The organism is Photobacterium sp. DNB22_13_2 (genome assembly GCF_052873915.1).
The window spans coordinates 1-16,517 of record NZ_JBNNXU010000019.1; the positions used below are offsets into that span (position 1 = coordinate 1).

The window sequence follows — 16,517 nt, forward strand, 5'->3', positions numbered from 1 at the left end:
AGCTTGGTCGCGCATCTCTGGCTCTTGGGCGTGGTGGACCAGAGGGTCGGGGTTTCCTGCTTCCTTGTTTTGGCCTCTTCACCGACCACTATTGAAAGCCTCGTCAGAAAGACCGGGACGCGCAGTTGGGGCTTTTTTCATTTCAGGCGTACCAATATCGGTAAACAACGTAATCGGTGAATAGCGTAGCTTGGTCGCGCATCTCTGGCTCTTGGGCGTGGTGGACCAGAGGGTCGGGGTTTCCTGCTTCCTTGTTTTGGCCTCTTCACCGACCACTGACGCTCAATACGATGAATAGCGCTTAGGTATAGCTTCTAACCGCAAGATACCTGCTCGCTTTGGCTCAGCTGCTTGATTGAAAAGCCTCGCTGTTTAAGCAGTGCAGGCAGCCCTTCCTCCCCTAGTAGGTGCATGGCACCGACCACGATCAAGAATTTACCTCGTTGATACATCGGATCGCCTGTTAGCTGTTTTGCCCAGTCATGGTTGCGGTCGTTGATGAGGGCGGCGTCGGTTTCGTCGGTGTACTGGCTGTCATCAAACAGGGTTGCGAGCTGTTGTTGATCTCCGGCCTGCCAGGCACTGATCAGGCAAGAGAGCTGATTTGTCATCTCTTCCCACTCATTGACCGTAGTCATCAGAAGATCTTTACCGTGATCATCGAGTTGCTCCATCAAACGTAGTTGCTGTTCGATACTTTCCAGCTCGAGGATAGGCATCTGTTTGGCCTGGGCACGTTTGAGCAAGGTGATATCAATGCCTCTATCTGGGCTCAGCCCCGCTTGCTCGGCCATCTTCATCTGTAGGCTGATTGCTGCCAACCAAGGTGGCGAGCTAAGCAATGGTGAAGACGATATCCCAGCTTGTTTGGCAGTGGCAGTAAGTGACTGTTTCTCACTGTCTGTCAGCATCTGGGCCGTTGTTGCGATTGCTGGGTTGAGTTGTGCCGAGCTAGGTTTGAGGATATTGGCCTCAACGACGAGGGCATCGGCACTGTCCCAATGGGTGGTAAACGCTGTCGGCAGGGGGTAGAAGTTATCGTCACCGGCATGGATTGAGCCAAGGATGATAAATTGTCGGTCGGCATCTTGAGCCTGCCAAACCAGAGGTTCGGCAACAACGCTGGTAGCAATGAAGGGCAGAAGTAATGTGGCACGGGTGAAGAGTGATTTCAGCATAATGATCCTGTGAGCTGATATAACCAGTGATCTGTTTGTTATATCAGCTCATGACAGGGTCGGGTAGGTCTATTTTGGCTGGAGCCAGAACCACCAGACAATAAAGGCAATGGCAAGGGTGCCGATAATAGCGACCATGTTAACGCTCCGTCTTTGGTTGTGAATGGGGCTGAGTACCTTGTTTGTCTTTGCCATCAGGCTTGAACAGCCTTAACCGGTTGGCATTGCTGACAACGGTAATGGAAGACAGTGCCATGGCCGCACCGGCCACCACAGGACTGAGCAAGGTGCCGGTGAACGGGAATAGGATCCCTGCTGCAACCGGAATACCCAGTGTGTTGTACACAAAGGCTCCGAACAGGTTCTGCTTCATGTTTCGAAGCGTTGCCTTAGAAAGCTGCAATGCATCGGGTACACCATGCAGGGAGTGACGCACCAGAGTCAGCTGGGCGCTTTCGATGGCGACATCACTGCCACTGCCCATTGCGATACCGATATCGGCTTGGGCTAAGGCAGGGGCATCATTGATGCCGTCACCGACCATAGCAATCCGTTTACCTTGTTGCTGGATCTTTTCCACTTCGCTGGCTTTACCGTCAGGTAGTACACCTGCTATGACATGGTCGATACCTGCTTGTTTGGCGATGGCATTGGCGGTTGTTGGAATATCACCCGTGAGCATGATGACCTCAAGTCCCATCTTTTTCATGCGCTTGATAGCTGCCACCGAATCATGACGGATCGGATCGCTGACGGCCAACAAGCCTGCCAGTTGGCCATCGACGGCAACATAAATCGGCGTAGCCCCTTGTTCGCTGGCACTTTCGGCCGCTTTATTGGCGAACTCGAGCTCTATCTGGTGCTGGCCCATTAACTTCTGGTTACCCAGCAACACGCTGTGGCCTAACACTTCGCCGCTGATACCAAAGCCGGGCTGGGCCAGAAAATGTTGTTGCGGCTCTAGGCTGAGTGCTTCTACTTTGGCTGCGTTAACAATAGCGGTTGCGAGGGGGTGCTCGGAACCTTGCTCAAGACTGGCTGCCAGTACTAACAGTTGACCTTTGTTGAAGCCGTTATAACAGTTACTGTCGACGAGTGCGGGCTTACCTTCTGTCAGGGTACCGGTTTTGTCCAACACCACAGTATCGACATCGGCCGCGATTTGCAGCGCTTCGGCGTTTCGGATCAATACCCCGTATTCAGCGGCGCGGCCGACGCCCACTGTCACTGACATCGGGGTAGCAAGACCCAGAGCGCAAGGGCAGGCGATGATCAGCACGGTAGTGGCTGTCACCAGCATATAAACTGACGAGGGCTCTGGCCCGAAGTAGTACCAGATCATGGCCGTGACGATAGCGATGATCATGACGGCAGGCACAAAAACAGCGGAAATGGAATCGGCGAGCCTTGCCAGTGCCGGCTTACTACTCTGTGCTTGGCGAACCAGATCAATGATCCTTGCCAGCATGGTATCTCGGCCAATTTTCTCTGCGGTAAACAGGAGGCTACCGTGCTGGTTGATCGTACCGGCGTGGAGGGTATCGCCGGCTTTTTTGTTGGCCGGGATTGGCTCACCGGTCAGCATTGACTCATCGATGTAGCTTTGCCCTTCGATGATTTGTCCATCGACCGGGACCTTGGCACCGGGGTGGAGACGCAGGACCATGCTGGTACGGACGTCGGCTAGGGGCACTTCCCGCTCTTCACCGTTGTGTACGATAATGGCGGTTTGTGGTTGCAAATCCATCAGCTGTTCAAGCGCTTTGGAGGTTCGGCTGCGGGCACGGGCTTCCAAGGCATGGCCTAGGGTGATCAAACCTAAAATCATTGCCGAGGCTTCGAAATACACATGTCTGGCTTGCATCGGCAACCAGTCAGGCACCAGTACCACCAACATCGAATACAGCCAAGCTGCACCGGTTCCCAATGCAACCAGGGTGTCCATTGAAGCACGATGGTGTTTGAAGGCTTTCCAGGCATTGACGAAGAAATGTTTACCTACTGTTGCAAGCAGTAATAGGGTGATAAGGCCAATTGCCCCCCAGCCTAACTGGTCTGCTGTCGAGGTGATCATCATACTGCCGCCAAATACCCCCCAAGCCATGAGCGGACCACCGAGAGCCAGTGCAATATAGGCGTTCTTGATATGCTGGCGGTAAACTTGTTCGTTCTGGGCTTGCTGACGTTGACGACGTGTGAGTTCATCCTCTGACAGTTCTGCTTGATAGCCTGCATCCTCAATCGCTTGGATGATTAGGCGGCTATCTGCGGTACCGCTCACCAGAGCGGTTCTTTCGGCGAGATTGACGCTGGAGGATGTTACCCCGGAGACGCTTTGGATCGCCTTTTCGACTGAGCTAACGCAGCTGGCGCAGGTCATGCCCGATAAAATAAACTGTTGTGAGACGGTGTTTTTCTGTGAAGAAAGGTTTTCCTGTCGCTCGCTAGCGCGGGGTTGGTTGCCGGCAGGTGATTGGCTTATCACAGGTGCAGTTTTAGCACTCTCAGCGATGGCTACTATTGGTGATATGTCGCTTGTTTTCGGTTGAGTCGGTGCTGGAGAGGCACCGAAACCGGCGGCTTTAATTAAGGCGATAACTTCCGTTTGCCCCAGTGTTGTTTGCACGCAGGCATGGGTTTTAGTCACCGTGAAACGAGCAACGTCGTTGTGTTGTTCCAGTAAGGCTTCTACTTTGGCGACACACTTCCCGCAGCTTAGTCCTGACAAGGATAGCTCGTAGGTGTTTGATGTTGTCTCTGCTAGTTCTTCATCATGAGCCGGTACACTGAAACCGAGCGATTCTATTAGCGCGATCAGTTGCGACTCCGGTAGGCTACCGCTAGCGGTAAGTTCAGTTTTGCTGACATTTGAAGAAAATATACCGGGGTGGCTGTCCAGTGCATCCTTGACCTTGCGGACACATTTGCCGCATGACAGGCCAGTAAGTGGTAGTTGGTAGTGGTAGCCTACTTCGTATCCAAGCTGGGTGATGGCATCGACTGCCGCCTGTGGGGCAAAGTCGCCCTGCAGGTTAGCCCGCTCTGTATTGACATCAACGGACTTGATGCCTGGAATTTCAGTGAGAGCCGCTTTGATTTTATTGGCGCAATTCATGCAGCGCACTTTGCTTAGCGGCAGGGTTAATTCGACCATATTGAAGCCTTACTGATGATACAGTTTGATTCACTTAAATCTATTTTAAAGCTTCCATCAACTGGAAGGTCAATACATTTTGAATTTTGTCTTGAAAAGCGAAAATGAGCTTGTCATCGGTTCTGAGACCGCGAATACTAATACGCATAACCTTCCATTAACTGTAAGGATGAGTATGAACATCAGTGAAGTGGCCCAACAGACCGGGCTGACAACCAAGACGATTCGCTTCTATGAGGATAAAGGCATTATTTCACCGCCTGGTCGGGCGGCGAACGGTTACCGTCAGTACAGTGCAAAGCATATCGATGAGCTGCATTTGATCCGGCGCTCGCGCTTGGTCGGCTTTACCCTGGATGAAGGCCGCGAACTATTGGCTTTTTCCCGTGATCCACTGCGGCGCAGTGCTGACGTCAAAGCCAAGGCCGAGCAAAAGTTGGTCGAGATAGATGAAAAGATCAAAGAGTTGTTGGAAATGAAGCAAACCTTGGAAGCTCTGACCAAGCAGTGCCCTGGGGATGAAGGGGCGAGTTGTCCAATTATTGAAGGTTTATGCCGGAACAGCTGAGACAAAAGAAAAGGCAGGGATTTTCCCCTGCCTTGTTATCATTGGCTTTGAGTCGCTGTATGTACTCAGTAAAGCAGTGAGTAAAGCTGACGGCGGTATTTGCTGGCAACGGCATTACCTTGGCCAAGAGCGGCCAGAATGTCCATCATGCTCTTCTTCGCTGCACCATCTGCAAAGTTCATGTCTTTACGAAGCAGTTTGATGAGCAATTCCAATGCCTCTTCTGCACGTTCAACTTGGCTATACTGAACGGCCAGTTCAAAGGCAATATCACGATTGTCGGGTTCTGCCGTCAGCTTTTCTTCCAACAGGCGGATCTCCGGGGAATCACTAGCTTGCTGGTGCAATTCTAGTTTTGCCATCAGGCCCTTGTACTTGGCATCTTGATCTTGCATCGGGATGGTGGCAAGCAAGGTTTCAGCCTCGTCGAACTGTGAAGTTCCCAGTAGACATTCGGCAATCGCTAAGTTGATCACACTGTTTTGAGCAAACTTGGCGGCAAGTTCACGCAGTACCGGTAAAGCCTCGTTGTACTGCTGGTTGTCGACTTGCTCCAATGCTGCTTTCAGGGCAAGTTCTTCCTGACTTGGCAGGTGCTTAGCCAACATTTCGGCTAGGCTTTGCTCGGTTTGCGGGCCGGCAGCGCCATCAACAGGTTGGCCGTCTTTGAACATTGCGACGGTCGGTAGGCTGCGTACACCAAACTGACCTGCAACCATTGGCTGAGCTTCGCAGTTTAGGGTCGCAAGGGTGAACTGGCCTTGGTAAGACGCTGCCAGCTTTTCCAAAATTTGATTAACTTCAGCAGTTTCAGGCATAGATGGGGCCCAAAAACTGATCACCACAGGGTTTTTCATCGATTGCTCGATCACCTGTTGAAGATTCTGTTCATTCAGTTCGATGGCTAATTGGTCATACATGGGTTTATCTTCACTCCCTGGACTTCTGAAAAAGCGCGTAGGCCATAAATTTCTTTGTTGAACTAGTTATGGGGGGGAAGGCGTGAATTTTCAAGGTGAAGCGTTGATATGGTACTGGCAGGGGCAACAATTAACCTAGGTGGTTCTTGAGTTAATGGTAGGTCTTGAATAAATACAGCAGAGGCTGGTGAAACCGGATCAAACAAAAATGGAGGGCCAGGCTCTCCAATATACCAAACTGAGCAATATTCTGGTCTATCAGAGAGAATAAAAAGGAGCCTCTCTGTCGCTTAATACCTGCTACAAATTGCTTTGGTGTAGGCGACTATACCTTCATCAATTTGGATTGCTCTCAAGTGGCAGAGACGGCTCTGATATGACCCGACTATTATTCAGTTTGGTATTATTGAAACGTTAGTAGCAATGCGAGTGTCACACACACACAAAGCATATTTATTTGGCGTAATGTCATTGTCACACCTTTCTTCTTTTCTATTTCGGAACGGTTACGGAGAAAAATGAAGGCTGGTAGGGAACAACCTCAATTTACACTAGAAGCTTAACCGTGCTGTGTGACATAAATATTACATTTCTTGCTTTTATTGGCGGAAATCTTACTTCCGCCCGGCTATTCAGTGTTTTTAAAGGTTTGTTCTTTCCCCATGGTGCTTTTTTGAACCGGCTTACTGGTAAGTGGCTTATATTGCTGTTTGTTTATTGAACGGTGTTAGCTGGAGTAATCTTTTGATTGATGTCTAATTCTTCGTATTAATCACTTTTGATTAGCAGTGAATCGAGCAGCCGAGTAGGCAAAATACGGCGTAGGAAACCGAAGATATAAGTCGGTTGTGTAACATAATATCGGGCTTTCGGCTCAGTGGTTTCCATAATGGCTTGTAATGGCTTCAAAACGGCCTCGGGGCCAAGAGTGAATTTGCCTGATGGTGACTCTTTGCCCAGTCGGTCTAGTGTGTTCTGGTAGTTGGCCAAGTGGCGGGAGCTCGCCATATCGATATATTGCTCGAACTTTGCCTTGGCATTGGCTCTGAACTGGCTCTCAATCGGTCCGGGCTCAATCAAGCTGACTTTGATTGATGTATTGGCCAACTCTAAGCGCAGGGTATCGGTATATCCCTCGAGGGCGAATTTGCTGGCATTGTAGGCGCCTCGGTATTTCATGGCGACAAGGCCCAAAACAGAACTGTTCTGGACGATCTTACCGCTACCTTGGGCCAGCATCACCGGAATTGCTAATCGTGTTAGGTGGTGCCATCCGAACAGGTTGCTTTCAAACTGTTGACGCAGGGCATGGGTTGGCAGATCTTCAAGGGCTCCAGGCTGACCATAGGCGGCATTGTTGAACAGGACATCCAATGTGCCACCTGCAATCGAAAGTGCCTCGTCAAATCCCTGCTCAATGGAAGCTTCATCATTCATATCCATAAGCACGCAGTGTAAGCCTTCTTCTTTCAAGCGCTCGACATCGCTTTGTCGGCGGCAGCTGGCGATAACCAGATGGCCTTGTTGGTGGAGTGTTTTTGCACAGTAGTAACCAATGCCGCTGCTGCAGCCGGTGATCAGAGTTCGGAGCGGATTCATTGCCATTATTGAGGGCATTCCTTGTCAATTTAATTGTTAGAGGTGTGGGGCGAGCTCTTTTGCCATGAAGTCAGCTATCCAAGGCTGGGCGTCAGGTTTGGGGTGCAGGCCGTCATCCATCATCCATTCTTGTTTGAGTATTATGTGCTCGAGGAAAAAGGGCAGCAGAGGGATTTCCAGTTGGCTGCTGATATCTTGATACACTTTTGCAAACTGATCGCTATAGCGCTTGCCGTAGTTTGGCGGTACAAATATTTGCATCAGCAGTGGATACGCGCCTGCCTGTTCAATCTGGGTGATCATTTCACCAAGATTATTGCGTATAGTTGTAGGAGGAAATCCTCTAAGCCCATCATTGGCACCCAGCTCAATCAAGACAAAATCGGGTTGGTGCTGTTCCAGCAGGCGGGGAAGCCGAGCCATCCCATTGCCAGTGGTGTCACCGGAAATACTGGCATTGATGACGGTGACGTCATGGCCATATTTCTCAAGTTCAGTATCCAACAGGCTTGGCCAACTCTGCTCAGCCTGCATTTGGTATCCGGCGCTGAGGCTGTCACCCAGTACAACTAGGGTTGCAGCAAAGGTGTGCTGAGTGAAAACAAGAACAAAAATGATTGAAAGGAATCGCATCATGTCTACATCCGTGATTAAAGCTGTATCAGTGTCCAAGCAGGTGACGACCGCATCTTCGTCACTCACCATTTTGCAGGATGTTTCGCTCGAGGTCGAGCAAGGCGAGGCAATTGCCTTGGTCGGTGTTTCTGGGGCGGGTAAGTCAACCTTAATGACCTTGTTAGCCGGCCTTGATATCCCTAGCCAAGGTAGTATTGAGTTATTGGGTAAGCCTCTGGCTGCGATGGATGATGAGTCACGAGCAGCACTGCGTAGTGACAGTATAGGGTTTGTTTTCCAGAGCTTCTTGTTGATCCCATCTCTGTCTGCTTTGGAAAATGTGATGTTACCGGCCATTATCAAAGGCGAAGACGCTGATGAAGGGCGGGCGCGTGAGCTCCTTAATAAAGTCGGACTTGCCGGACGGGAAGTACATTTACCTGCACAGTTATCCGGTGGTGAGCAGCAGCGAGTTGCGCTGGCTAGGGCGTTTATGACCCGGCCACGAGTACTGTTTGCCGATGAACCGACCGGTAATCTCGACCAACATACTGCCGCTACAATTATTGAACTACTGTTTGCCCTTAATCGCGATCACGGGACTACCTTGGTGTTGGTAACCCATGATCCGCAATTGGCACAGCGTTGTGATCGGACCTTGATGCTTGAAAGTGGGAGCTTGGTAGCCGCATGACAGAAATGACTGATATTCAATCTGAGGCTTCGTCCACAAACCGCACGATGCTACTCAAATGGAGTTGGCGCGAGCTGTGGCATGGCCAGTTATGGCCAGTGGCCGTTGCCCTGACTCTGATTATTGCCTGCGTATTTGCCTTAGCTGCATTGGTGGTTAGGGTTGAGAAGATCATGGTCGATCAGGGACGATCCATGATTGCCGCTGATTTGGTGTTCCGTTCGGCCAACCCCGTTGAGGCACCAACGCTGGAAAAAGCAGACCAACTGGGTCTGGTGGTCTCCCAACAGGTTCGTTTTGGCACCATGGCCTTCAGCGATGAAGCGATGCAGCTGGTCAGCGTCAAAAGTGTCGAGAGTGATTTCCCGCTTCGGGGCGAGCTCGAACTGAAAACGCCGTCCGGAATCCATCACCAAGTTCAGCCTGGTGAGCTGTGGTTGGCTGAGCGTTTGTTCGATCTATTGAAGGTTAAGCCCGGTGATGTATTGGCGATTGGTGATGCCGAGCTAACGGTTAGCGGGACGATAGTGCAAGAGCCTGAGTTATCGTTTAACCCTTTTAGCCAAATGCCTGCCGTGCTGATCCACGCCGACGATTTGGAAAGCACCGGGGCGATCCAACCGGGAAGCCGGGTGCAGTACCGAGCGTATTTCACTGGTGCGGATAGCCAGCTAAAGGCGTTACAGGAGCAAGTAGAGCTTGAGCCGGGGGAGCGCTGGTTAAGCGAAACCTCGCAGGGACGTACCGGTGATGTAATAGAAAAAGCACGGCAATATCTCTCTTTGACCCTGATCCTCGTGATATTGATGGCGACAGCGACCTTGGTGCTGACCTGTATGCATTATGCTTCTACCCGAACCGAGGTAGTGGCGATGATGAAGAGCTTAGGTGCCAGCAGGAAATGGTTATGGCTATGGTTGGCTCGCCAGCTGGCAATGCTGTTTGCTCTGGCTCTGGTCGCCGGCATCGCCATCGGGGCTTTGCTCGAATATCTGCTGCGTGTACCGTTAGTCGATGTCTTACCCGACCCCCTGCCGGGGATCGGTTTTACACCACTGCTAGTCAGTGTCTTGGTCGCTTTATTAGTCGCGATACCCGGGATGGGTATCCCGCTGTTGCGATTGGTCGATGCACCCGCTATTTCGGTGATCCAGCGGCAGGAAAATTGGCCGAGAAATAATAAAGCTTATCTGCTGGCACTGTTGCCTCTGGTCGCTGGTCTGTTTTGGTTAGGAAGTAACGGATTGATGTGGCTAACCCTGCTGGGACTAGCACTGATCTTGGGTGTGTTGGCCTTGCTGGGGGTAGCCATTGTTAGGGGCCTTAAGCGTGGTCGCTGGGGGCCAGCAATTACCTTGGCACTGAGCCGTATAAATCGCAGTCCGATGGCGACGGGAGCTCAGTTGGCCGCCTTGACTAGCTCGCTAATGTTGCTGTCGGTGATCTGGTTGCTTCGCTCCGATTTACTCGCGGACTGGCAGCAGACCTTGCCCGCTGATGCTCCCAATGTGTTTGCCCTTAATATCAGTCCAGAGCAGCAACAGCAGTACTTAAACGTTTTGGATCAGCAGCAGGTGATGCGTTCTGATAGTTACCCGGTGATCCGTGGCCGGATAACCCATATTAATCAACAGGACTTGCTGGAGCGTGCCCAGCAAGGAAGCCAAGAGCGTGACGAGTCATTGCGTCGTGAGCTCAACTTCACTTGGCGTGATTCAATCCCAGTCCACAATGAGTTGATTGCTGGTGAATGGGGTACAGAAAGTGGGGTGTCAGTTGAATCTGGGATTGCCGAGCGGCTGGGGATTACGGTTGGCGATGAGCTGTCTTTCAACGTCAACAGCCAGCCTTTCAGTGCCAAGGTGACCAGTATTCGCGATGTCGAATGGCGTAATATGCGGCCCAATTTCTATTTTATCTTCACGTCAGATGTGATGGCCGAATTGCCAGCCACTTGGCTGGTCAGTTTCCGTATCGAGGCTGATCAGGAGACCGTGGTTAACCAGCTCGGGCGGGATTACCCAACAGTAACCTTGCTTGACTTGCGCACCATGGCCACTCGCATTCAGGGCATCATGCAGCAAGTGTCGCTGTCGCTGTCGGTATTGGCGGGGTTGGGTGTGGTCAGTGGGCTGCTATTGGTGATGACTCTGTTGCGGTTGAGCTTGGCTCAGCGCCGGGACGAAATACGTTTGTATCGCACCTTGGGGGCCAGCCGAAAAAGGGTATCGGCCACGGTATGGGGGGAGTATGGCATTATGGCCTTGCTCGCAGGTGTGATGGCTGCTGCTGGGGCTGAAGCGGTGGTAGCCACCTTGGTGAAGTGGGGCTTTGAGCTTCCAGTTAGCTGGCACCCGGGCGTATGGTTGGTTGTGCCTTTGCTGTCTCTTCTATTGGTGGTGTTGATCATCCGCTCGATGATCAGTAGCCTGCTGTTACCGGTACGTGGTTGATTGATTTGCAGTAAATGCCCCTCAGGCTCCCCTTACTGTTTATGTAAAGGGAGCCTTAGGGTGAAGGCGAAAAGATTAAGCAGCAATAATGTCTTTGAGGGCCGAATCAATATCCCGGTAGCTGAAATCAAAGCCGAGTGTCTCAAGCTTTTTTGGCACAGCCCGTTGCCCTTCCAAAAGTAGGGAGGATGCTTCGCCAAGTGCTATTTTCAGCACAAAAGCGGGGGTAAACAAAATATGCGGACGATGCAGGGCTCTGGCCAGAGATTGGCTGAATACCTTGTTGGTCACCGGTTCGGGGGCCGTTAGGTTGAATGCGCCAGTGGCAGAGGTGTTGTGCAGCAGAAAGACAATCGCGTCCACCATATCCTGCAGGTGGATCCATGGTGTGTACTGCGAGCCATGGCCGATAGGCCCGCCAAGCCCCAATTGGTAAGGTGGCAGCATTTTCACCAATGCGCCGCCATGCTTGCCTAGCACAATACCGGTGCGTAGTAGGCAGACCCGGGTCTGAGCACTGTTGGCTTCATTGGCAATATCTTCCCACTGTTGGCAGACATGGTGGGCAAAGTCATCGTGGTTAACATGTTGACTGACGGCAAAGGATTCATCGATGACCGTGTCTTGCTGATCGCCATAGATCCCCACAGCCGAACCACTGATAAAGGTATGGGGCGGTTGGCTGCTGGCTTGTATCTTCTTGACCAATTGTTCTGTCAGACTCCAACGGCTGTGGCAAATTTTCTTTTTTTGCTGCGGGCTCCAGCGTTTGTTGATAATAGGCTCGCCAGCGAGATTAATAACCGCATCAAAGCCATCAAGGTTTTCGAATTGGTCTAGGGAGGCAACGGCGTTGATCCTGCTGCCGAGGTTTTGGCTGGCTTTAGCCGGGTTGCGGCTCAATACGGTGACATCATGCTCTTTTAGCGCATTAATTAATGCCGAGCCGATGAAGCCGGTCCCGCCGGTCACTAATATTTTCATGTTGCTCCTTTATGGCTGTGCCTGCCAAACTCAATGGTGTTAACCCTCAAGATATAAGTATAGCTAAACCAATGGCTTGTTATAGTTAGCAATCTTCTTTATGACATATGGTTATGTGTGCTACCTCTCGTGTTGGCACATAAAAGCTGTGTCTAATTGTTAATGGGGAGTACCTTGAAGGTATACCCTTTTTCAAACGCCGGGCTACAGTCAGGAGGTGGAATGACTTTTTTGCTCGCCCTGCTGAAATCCTTGTTATCGAGCCTGCGTGACTTATTGCCGATCATTTTGGTGATCAGCTTTTTCCAATTGGTTGTTCTTCAGCAACCACTGCCACACCTAGGCCCGATCTTGGTCGGCTTGGCTTTTGTCGTGGTCGGGTTAACGCTGTTTGTATTTGGGCTGGAGATGGGGCTGTTTCCTATCGGCGAGTCGATGGCTCGCTCCTTTGCCAGCAAGGGCAGTGTCTGGTGGTTGCTATTATTTGCCTTCTGTCTCGGGTTTGGAACAACGATAGCAGAACCCGCGCTCACAGCCGTTGCGGCCGAAGCGGCTAAAGTCGCAGCCGAGGGGGGCTTGATCGCCCCGGATGCCGAGAGCCAGTTGGATTATGCGACCGGCTTGCGCCTAACCGTTGCCTTATCGGTGGGGATTGCGATTATGCTTGGGGTGATACGGATACTTAAAGGTTGGCCTATCCAATGGATGATTATTGGTGGTTATTTGTTGGTGATGATCATGACGTGGTTTGCGCCAGCGGCCATTGTCGGAATTGCCTACGATTCTGGCGGGGTGACGACATCAACCATCACAGTGCCTCTGGTGGCTGCGCTAGGTGTGGGGTTGGCATCATCGATCAAGGGCCGTAATCCGATCGTTGACGGTTTTGGCTTAATCGCTTTTGCCTCGTTATCGCCCATGATATTTGTCATGGCCTACGGCATGCTGGTGCATTAGGAGGGCTGGGATGACAGATCTTAACGGAATAATTCCCCACTTTTTCACTACCTTGCTGATGACGGTACGTGATGTCCTGCCGATCGCCATCATTATTTTTGGCTTCCAACTCGCGGTGTTACGCCGTCCTGTGACCAATTGGCCCCGGGTCGCACTGGGCTTTGTTTACGTTATTGTCGGGTTATCGTTTTTTCTGCTGGGGCTTGAGCTGGCTTTGTTCCCACTGGGTGAATCCATGGCAACCCAGTTAACCGCCATGGACTTTTTGTTCGACAGTGGAGAGGGGATCCCAGATCAAATCCCTTGGACCCAGTATTACTGGGTGTATATTTTTGCTGCAGCCATCGGTTTCAGTACCACCATAGCCGAACCGTCCTTGATAGCCGTTGCGATGAAGGCCAATCAAGTCTCAGGCGATACAATCAGTGTTAACGGCTTGCGTGTAGCGGTTGCATTAGGGGTAGCGGTAGGTATTGCTCTTGGCAGTTATCGGATTGTGGCCGGTGATCCGCTGCATTATTACATCTTGGCGGGTTACTGCGTGGTCGTAGTGCAGACCTATTTTGCACCGAAAATGATTGTACCTTTGGCCTATGACTCTGGCGGTGTGACAACATCGACGGTAACGGTGCCGATAGTGACGGCCTTAGGCCTAGGGCTCGCTTCCACTGTGCCGGGCCGAAACCCGATGCTCGATGGATTCGGGCTAATTGCATTCGCCAGTTTGTTTCCGATGATCACGGTAATGGGTTATGCCCAGTTGTCGGCAAGGCAGGCAAAGAGGAGAGAAGAAAATGCGCTTTAAGCTGTTATTGGCTTTTGTTGAAGATTCGAAAACCGATGCCGTCTTAGATGCTGCCCGCAAAGCCGGGGCGACCGGGGCGACGGTGATCAACAATGCTCGCGGTGAAGGGCTGTACCAGAAGAAAACATTTTTCGGTCTCGGTCTCGATGTCCAGCGTGATGTGATCTTGTTTGTCGTTGAGGAACATTTAGCTCGGACTATTTTGGAAACGATAGAGCATGTCGGGGATTTTGATTCATCGTCGGGTCAAGGGATCGCGGTACAGCTCGATGTTGAGGATGCGGTGGGTGTGGCCCATCAGGTTGAGACACTAACCAAAGTCGTTGAGGCGAAGCTATGAATAATGACACATTGGTCCGGGTTCGGGATGTAATGATGGACACCTACGCGATTGTCGAAGGGCTGACCACTGTTGCAGAGGCAATCCGAATCGCCAAGAGAAAACAAATCAAGGCCCTAATTGTCAACAAACGGAATGATGACGATGAATATGGAATCGTTTTGATGAATGACATTGCCAAGAATGTATTGGCATTGGACCGTTCGCCGGAGCGGACCAACATCTATGAGATCATGACTAAGCCTGCGTTGTCGGTCAGTGCCACCATGGATGTCCGCTATTGTGCCCGCTTATTCGAACGCTTTGGGATCAGCCGGGCGCCGGTCATTGAGAGTGGCAAGATCATTGGCATGGTGAGTTACAACAATATCGTTCTGAACGGCATGCTGCGCGACGAGTAGTCACATTCCGCACAATGGCATTGTCGTGGGGTTCGGTGTAGGATCTCTGCATCCTGTTTCGAAGAAAGATCACCTGACATGAAATTGTTTTTTGCTTCTGATATCCATGGCTGTGCCGAAAGCACCCGTCGTACCCTAGCCAAGTTTGAACAAAGCGGTGCTGACCACTTAATTCTGCTGGGGGATGTACTAAACCACGGTCCGCGCAATGCGTTGCCGGCGGGATACGCACCGATTGACGTGGCCGAGCAGCTCAATCAGCATGCAGAAAAGATCACCGCGGTCAGGGGTAACTGCGACAGCGATGTTGACCAGATGCTGTTGGATTTTCCGATGATGGCAGACTATAACCTTGTGCTGCTGCCAAATGGCCGCCGGCTGTTTCTAACCCACGGTCACCTGTATAACGGTGACAAACACCCGCGCTTACGTGATGGTGATGTCGTGGTTTCAGGCCATACCCACTTGCCGGTTGCCGAAAGGAAGGAAGCGCTTTATGTCTACAACCCTGGGTCGGTGACGATTCCGCGTGGCGAATACCAAGCAAGCTATGGCCTATTGGAAAATGATACGCTTAAAGTGTTGTCGTTTGATGATGATGTCATTTGCCAGATTGAACTGGTGTAGTTAAGAAATTATTCATTAAGTGAAGAAAAGGCGGCTTAAAGCCGCCTTTTTTGATCTCGGTATATTTGTTTTGCTGGTGCATACAATTCTACTGCTATGCACGGATGGGTATAAATGTAGTGGCAATGTGACAGCATGTTAGAGCTATATAAATCTTTGGCGTATGGATGTGTTGCTCAATGTTTACATAACTTGTTGATTCGGTAAAACCGAGTTATTCGTTCGTATATCTCGAATTATTGTTTTGGCAATGGCTTGAATATTTGTGTGATAAAAGTCACTATCTCGCCTCCTTAATTTTGTGTGTTTCAAGATGTGTCAGGTGCCAAACAATATGTGTCAGAATCAGTTTGATTCGCTATTACCGCCGCAAATGGCGGAGAAAGCGGCCGAGGTAGGTGTAAGCAAGGCCACCAAAGATCCGATGAAGTCGTTGCTGCTGGCAATCACTGCAGGGATGCATATTGGTATCGCGTTTGTCTTCTATACCACAGTGACAACCGGTGCCGGTGATATGGCGTGGGGGATGTCGCGCTTTGTTGGTGGCTTGGCATTTAGCCTAGGTCTGATATTAGTTGTGATCACCGGTGGCGAGCTATTTACCAGTTCGGTACTGACCTTGGTTGCCCGTGCCAGCGGAAAGATAAGCTGGAAGAGCCTGTGGCTGAACTGGGGGGTTGTCTATATTGGCAACTTGATCGGTGCCTTGCTGCTAGTCGGTATCATGCTGATGACCAAGCAGTACATGTCCGGAAGTGGTGCTGTTGGTATCAATGCGATGCAAATTGCCCAACACAAACTACATCATGAATTTATGCAAGCTGTCGCACTTGGTGTGATGTGTAATGTCCTCGTGTGCGTGGCGGTATGGATGACTTTCAGTGGCCGCACCCTGACCGATAAAATTCTGGTTATGGTCCTGCCGGTTGCGATGTTTGTATCATCGGGCTTCGAGCACTGCATTGCCAACATGTTCCAGGTACCGATGGCAATTGGCATCAAGTATCTTGCAACACCTGAGTTCTGGCAAATGACGGGGATGAACCCAGCGGACTTTGCCGATTTGACCTTGAGTAATTTTGTTATCAATAACCTGATCCCGGTGACATTGGGCAACATCATCGGTGGTGGTGTGTTTGTGGGGATGGGTTATTGGATTATCTACTTACGCAGCAAGTAAGTGGTCAGTACCGTGTTCTACGTTTTACTAGCTTGGTATTGA

Annotated in this window: 16 protein-coding genes; 10 read left to right on the forward strand and 6 right to left on the reverse strand. The window is 51.0% G+C overall.

The genetic code is table 11. The features are described from left to right. Positions 1–184: hypothetical protein (locus ACVA58_RS21530; RefSeq protein ID WP_446512415.1), on the forward strand; the 184-nt coding region annotated here is incomplete at its 5' end. 130 nt (positions 185–314) lie between these two features. Here the strand turns inward: ACVA58_RS21530 and ACVA58_RS21535 are convergent. Both ACVA58_RS21535 and ACVA58_RS21540 read right to left on the reverse strand, forming a co-directional pair. Beyond that, positions 315–1,178, reverse strand: a complete 864-nt coding sequence (locus ACVA58_RS21535) for a TraB/GumN family protein (protein WP_446512416.1) — start codon at positions 1,176–1,178, stop codon at positions 315–317. 139 nt (positions 1,179–1,317) lie between these two features. Then, positions 1,318–4,332, reverse strand: coding sequence for a copper-translocating P-type ATPase (locus ACVA58_RS21540; RefSeq protein ID WP_446512417.1), 3,015 nt, complete (start codon positions 4,330–4,332; stop codon positions 1,318–1,320). A 175-nt stretch (positions 4,333–4,507) separates the two neighbouring features. Here ACVA58_RS21540 and cueR point away from each other — a divergent pair, with 175 nt between their 5' ends. Next, positions 4,508–4,900 carry a Cu(I)-responsive transcriptional regulator gene (gene cueR / locus ACVA58_RS21545; protein ID WP_446512418.1) on the forward strand — a complete coding sequence of 131 codons (393 nt, stop codon included), beginning with the start codon at positions 4,508–4,510 and terminating at the stop codon, positions 4,898–4,900. 65 nt (positions 4,901–4,965) lie between these two features. On the opposite strand, the gene ACVA58_RS21550 is transcribed toward cueR, so the two are convergent. The 3 genes from ACVA58_RS21550 to tesA form a co-directional block, all read right to left on the reverse strand. Further along, positions 4,966–5,820 carry a co-chaperone YbbN gene (locus tag ACVA58_RS21550; protein ID WP_446512419.1) on the reverse strand — a complete coding sequence of 285 codons (855 nt, stop codon included), beginning with the start codon at positions 5,818–5,820 and terminating at the stop codon, positions 4,966–4,968. A 768-nt stretch (positions 5,821–6,588) separates the two neighbouring features. Further along, the gene (locus tag ACVA58_RS21555) at positions 6,589–7,425 is read right to left on the reverse strand and encodes an SDR family oxidoreductase (RefSeq protein ID WP_446512420.1); all 837 of its coding nucleotides are present in this window, start codon (positions 7,423–7,425) and stop codon (positions 6,589–6,591) included. 30 nt (positions 7,426–7,455) lie between these two features. Further along, complete coding sequence (gene tesA / locus ACVA58_RS21560) at positions 7,456–8,055, reverse strand: multifunctional acyl-CoA thioesterase I/protease I/lysophospholipase L1 (protein ID WP_446512421.1); 600 nt, start codon at positions 8,053–8,055, stop codon at positions 7,456–7,458. Here tesA and ACVA58_RS21565 point away from each other — a divergent pair. Together ACVA58_RS21565 and ACVA58_RS21570 are read left to right on the forward strand one after the other, a co-directional pair. Further along, positions 8,054–8,728 (forward strand): ABC transporter ATP-binding protein, encoded by a 675-nt coding sequence (locus ACVA58_RS21565; protein ID WP_446512422.1) that lies wholly within the window; start codon positions 8,054–8,056, stop codon positions 8,726–8,728. The two genes, tesA and ACVA58_RS21565, sit on opposite strands and share 2 nt — an antisense overlap. Further along, the gene (locus ACVA58_RS21570) at positions 8,725–11,181 is read left to right on the forward strand and encodes an ABC transporter permease (RefSeq protein WP_446512423.1); all 2,457 of its coding nucleotides are present in this window, start codon (positions 8,725–8,727) and stop codon (positions 11,179–11,181) included. The genes ACVA58_RS21565 and ACVA58_RS21570 overlap by 4 nt, the downstream gene beginning before the upstream one ends. Before the next feature lie 75 nt (positions 11,182–11,256). Here ACVA58_RS21570 and ACVA58_RS21575 read toward each other — a convergent pair whose 3' ends face one another. After that, complete coding sequence (locus ACVA58_RS21575; RefSeq protein ID WP_446512424.1) at positions 11,257–12,165, reverse strand: TIGR01777 family oxidoreductase; 909 nt, start codon at positions 12,163–12,165, stop codon at positions 11,257–11,259. A 222-nt stretch (positions 12,166–12,387) separates the two neighbouring features. Between ACVA58_RS21575 and ACVA58_RS21580 the strand changes: the two genes are divergently transcribed. From ACVA58_RS21580 to focA, 6 genes are all read left to right on the forward strand, one after another. Next, the gene (locus tag ACVA58_RS21580; RefSeq protein ID WP_446512425.1) at positions 12,388–13,122 is read left to right on the forward strand and encodes a DUF1538 family protein; all 735 of its coding nucleotides are present in this window, start codon (positions 12,388–12,390) and stop codon (positions 13,120–13,122) included. Between the two features lie 10 nt (positions 13,123–13,132). Next, positions 13,133–13,927, forward strand: coding sequence for a DUF1538 domain-containing protein (locus ACVA58_RS21585; protein WP_446512426.1), 795 nt, complete (start codon positions 13,133–13,135; stop codon positions 13,925–13,927). Continuing rightward, positions 13,917–14,267, forward strand: coding sequence for a P-II family nitrogen regulator (locus ACVA58_RS21590; RefSeq protein WP_255040986.1), 351 nt, complete (start codon positions 13,917–13,919; stop codon positions 14,265–14,267). The genes ACVA58_RS21585 and ACVA58_RS21590 overlap by 11 nt, the downstream gene beginning before the upstream one ends. After that, the gene (locus ACVA58_RS21595) at positions 14,264–14,668 is read left to right on the forward strand and encodes a CBS domain-containing protein (protein WP_446512427.1); all 405 of its coding nucleotides are present in this window, start codon (positions 14,264–14,266) and stop codon (positions 14,666–14,668) included. Before ACVA58_RS21590 ends, ACVA58_RS21595 begins: the two co-directional genes overlap by 4 nt. A gap of 78 nt (positions 14,669–14,746) precedes the next feature. Beyond that, positions 14,747–15,295, forward strand: coding sequence for a phosphodiesterase (gene yfcE, locus ACVA58_RS21600; RefSeq protein WP_446512428.1), 549 nt, complete (start codon positions 14,747–14,749; stop codon positions 15,293–15,295). Positions 15,296–15,629: 334 nt separating this feature from the next. After that, complete coding sequence (gene focA / locus ACVA58_RS21605; protein ID WP_446512429.1) at positions 15,630–16,475, forward strand: formate transporter FocA; 846 nt, start codon at positions 15,630–15,632, stop codon at positions 16,473–16,475. Positions 16,476–16,517: the final 42 nt, after the last annotated feature.

Coding starts and splice junctions, on each gene's coding strand:
- ACVA58_RS21535 (WP_446512416.1), bottom strand. CDS start 1,178: ATGCTGAAATCACTCTTCACCCGTGCCACATTACTTCTGCCCTTCATT.
- ACVA58_RS21540 (WP_446512417.1), bottom strand. CDS start 4,332: ATGGTCGAATTAACCCTGCCGCTAAGCAAAGTGCGCTGCATGAATTGC.
- cueR (WP_446512418.1), top strand. CDS start 4,508: ATGAACATCAGTGAAGTGGCCCAACAGACCGGGCTGACAACCAAGACG.
- ACVA58_RS21550 (WP_446512419.1), bottom strand. CDS start 5,820: ATGTATGACCAATTAGCCATCGAACTGAATGAACAGAATCTTCAACAG.
- ACVA58_RS21555 (WP_446512420.1), bottom strand. CDS start 7,425: ATGGCAATGAATCCGCTCCGAACTCTGATCACCGGCTGCAGCAGCGGC.
- ACVA58_RS21565 (WP_446512422.1), top strand. CDS start 8,054: ATGTCTACATCCGTGATTAAAGCTGTATCAGTGTCCAAGCAGGTGACG.
- tesA (WP_446512421.1), bottom strand. CDS start 8,055: ATGATGCGATTCCTTTCAATCATTTTTGTTCTTGTTTTCACTCAGCAC.
- ACVA58_RS21570 (WP_446512423.1), top strand. CDS start 8,725: ATGACAGAAATGACTGATATTCAATCTGAGGCTTCGTCCACAAACCGC.
- ACVA58_RS21575 (WP_446512424.1), bottom strand. CDS start 12,165: ATGAAAATATTAGTGACCGGCGGGACCGGCTTCATCGGCTCGGCATTA.
- ACVA58_RS21580 (WP_446512425.1), top strand. CDS start 12,388: ATGACTTTTTTGCTCGCCCTGCTGAAATCCTTGTTATCGAGCCTGCGT.
- ACVA58_RS21585 (WP_446512426.1), top strand. CDS start 13,133: ATGACAGATCTTAACGGAATAATTCCCCACTTTTTCACTACCTTGCTG.
- ACVA58_RS21590 (WP_255040986.1), top strand. CDS start 13,917: ATGCGCTTTAAGCTGTTATTGGCTTTTGTTGAAGATTCGAAAACCGAT.
- ACVA58_RS21595 (WP_446512427.1), top strand. CDS start 14,264: ATGAATAATGACACATTGGTCCGGGTTCGGGATGTAATGATGGACACC.
- yfcE (WP_446512428.1), top strand. CDS start 14,747: ATGAAATTGTTTTTTGCTTCTGATATCCATGGCTGTGCCGAAAGCACC.
- focA (WP_446512429.1), top strand. CDS start 15,630: ATGTGTCAGAATCAGTTTGATTCGCTATTACCGCCGCAAATGGCGGAG.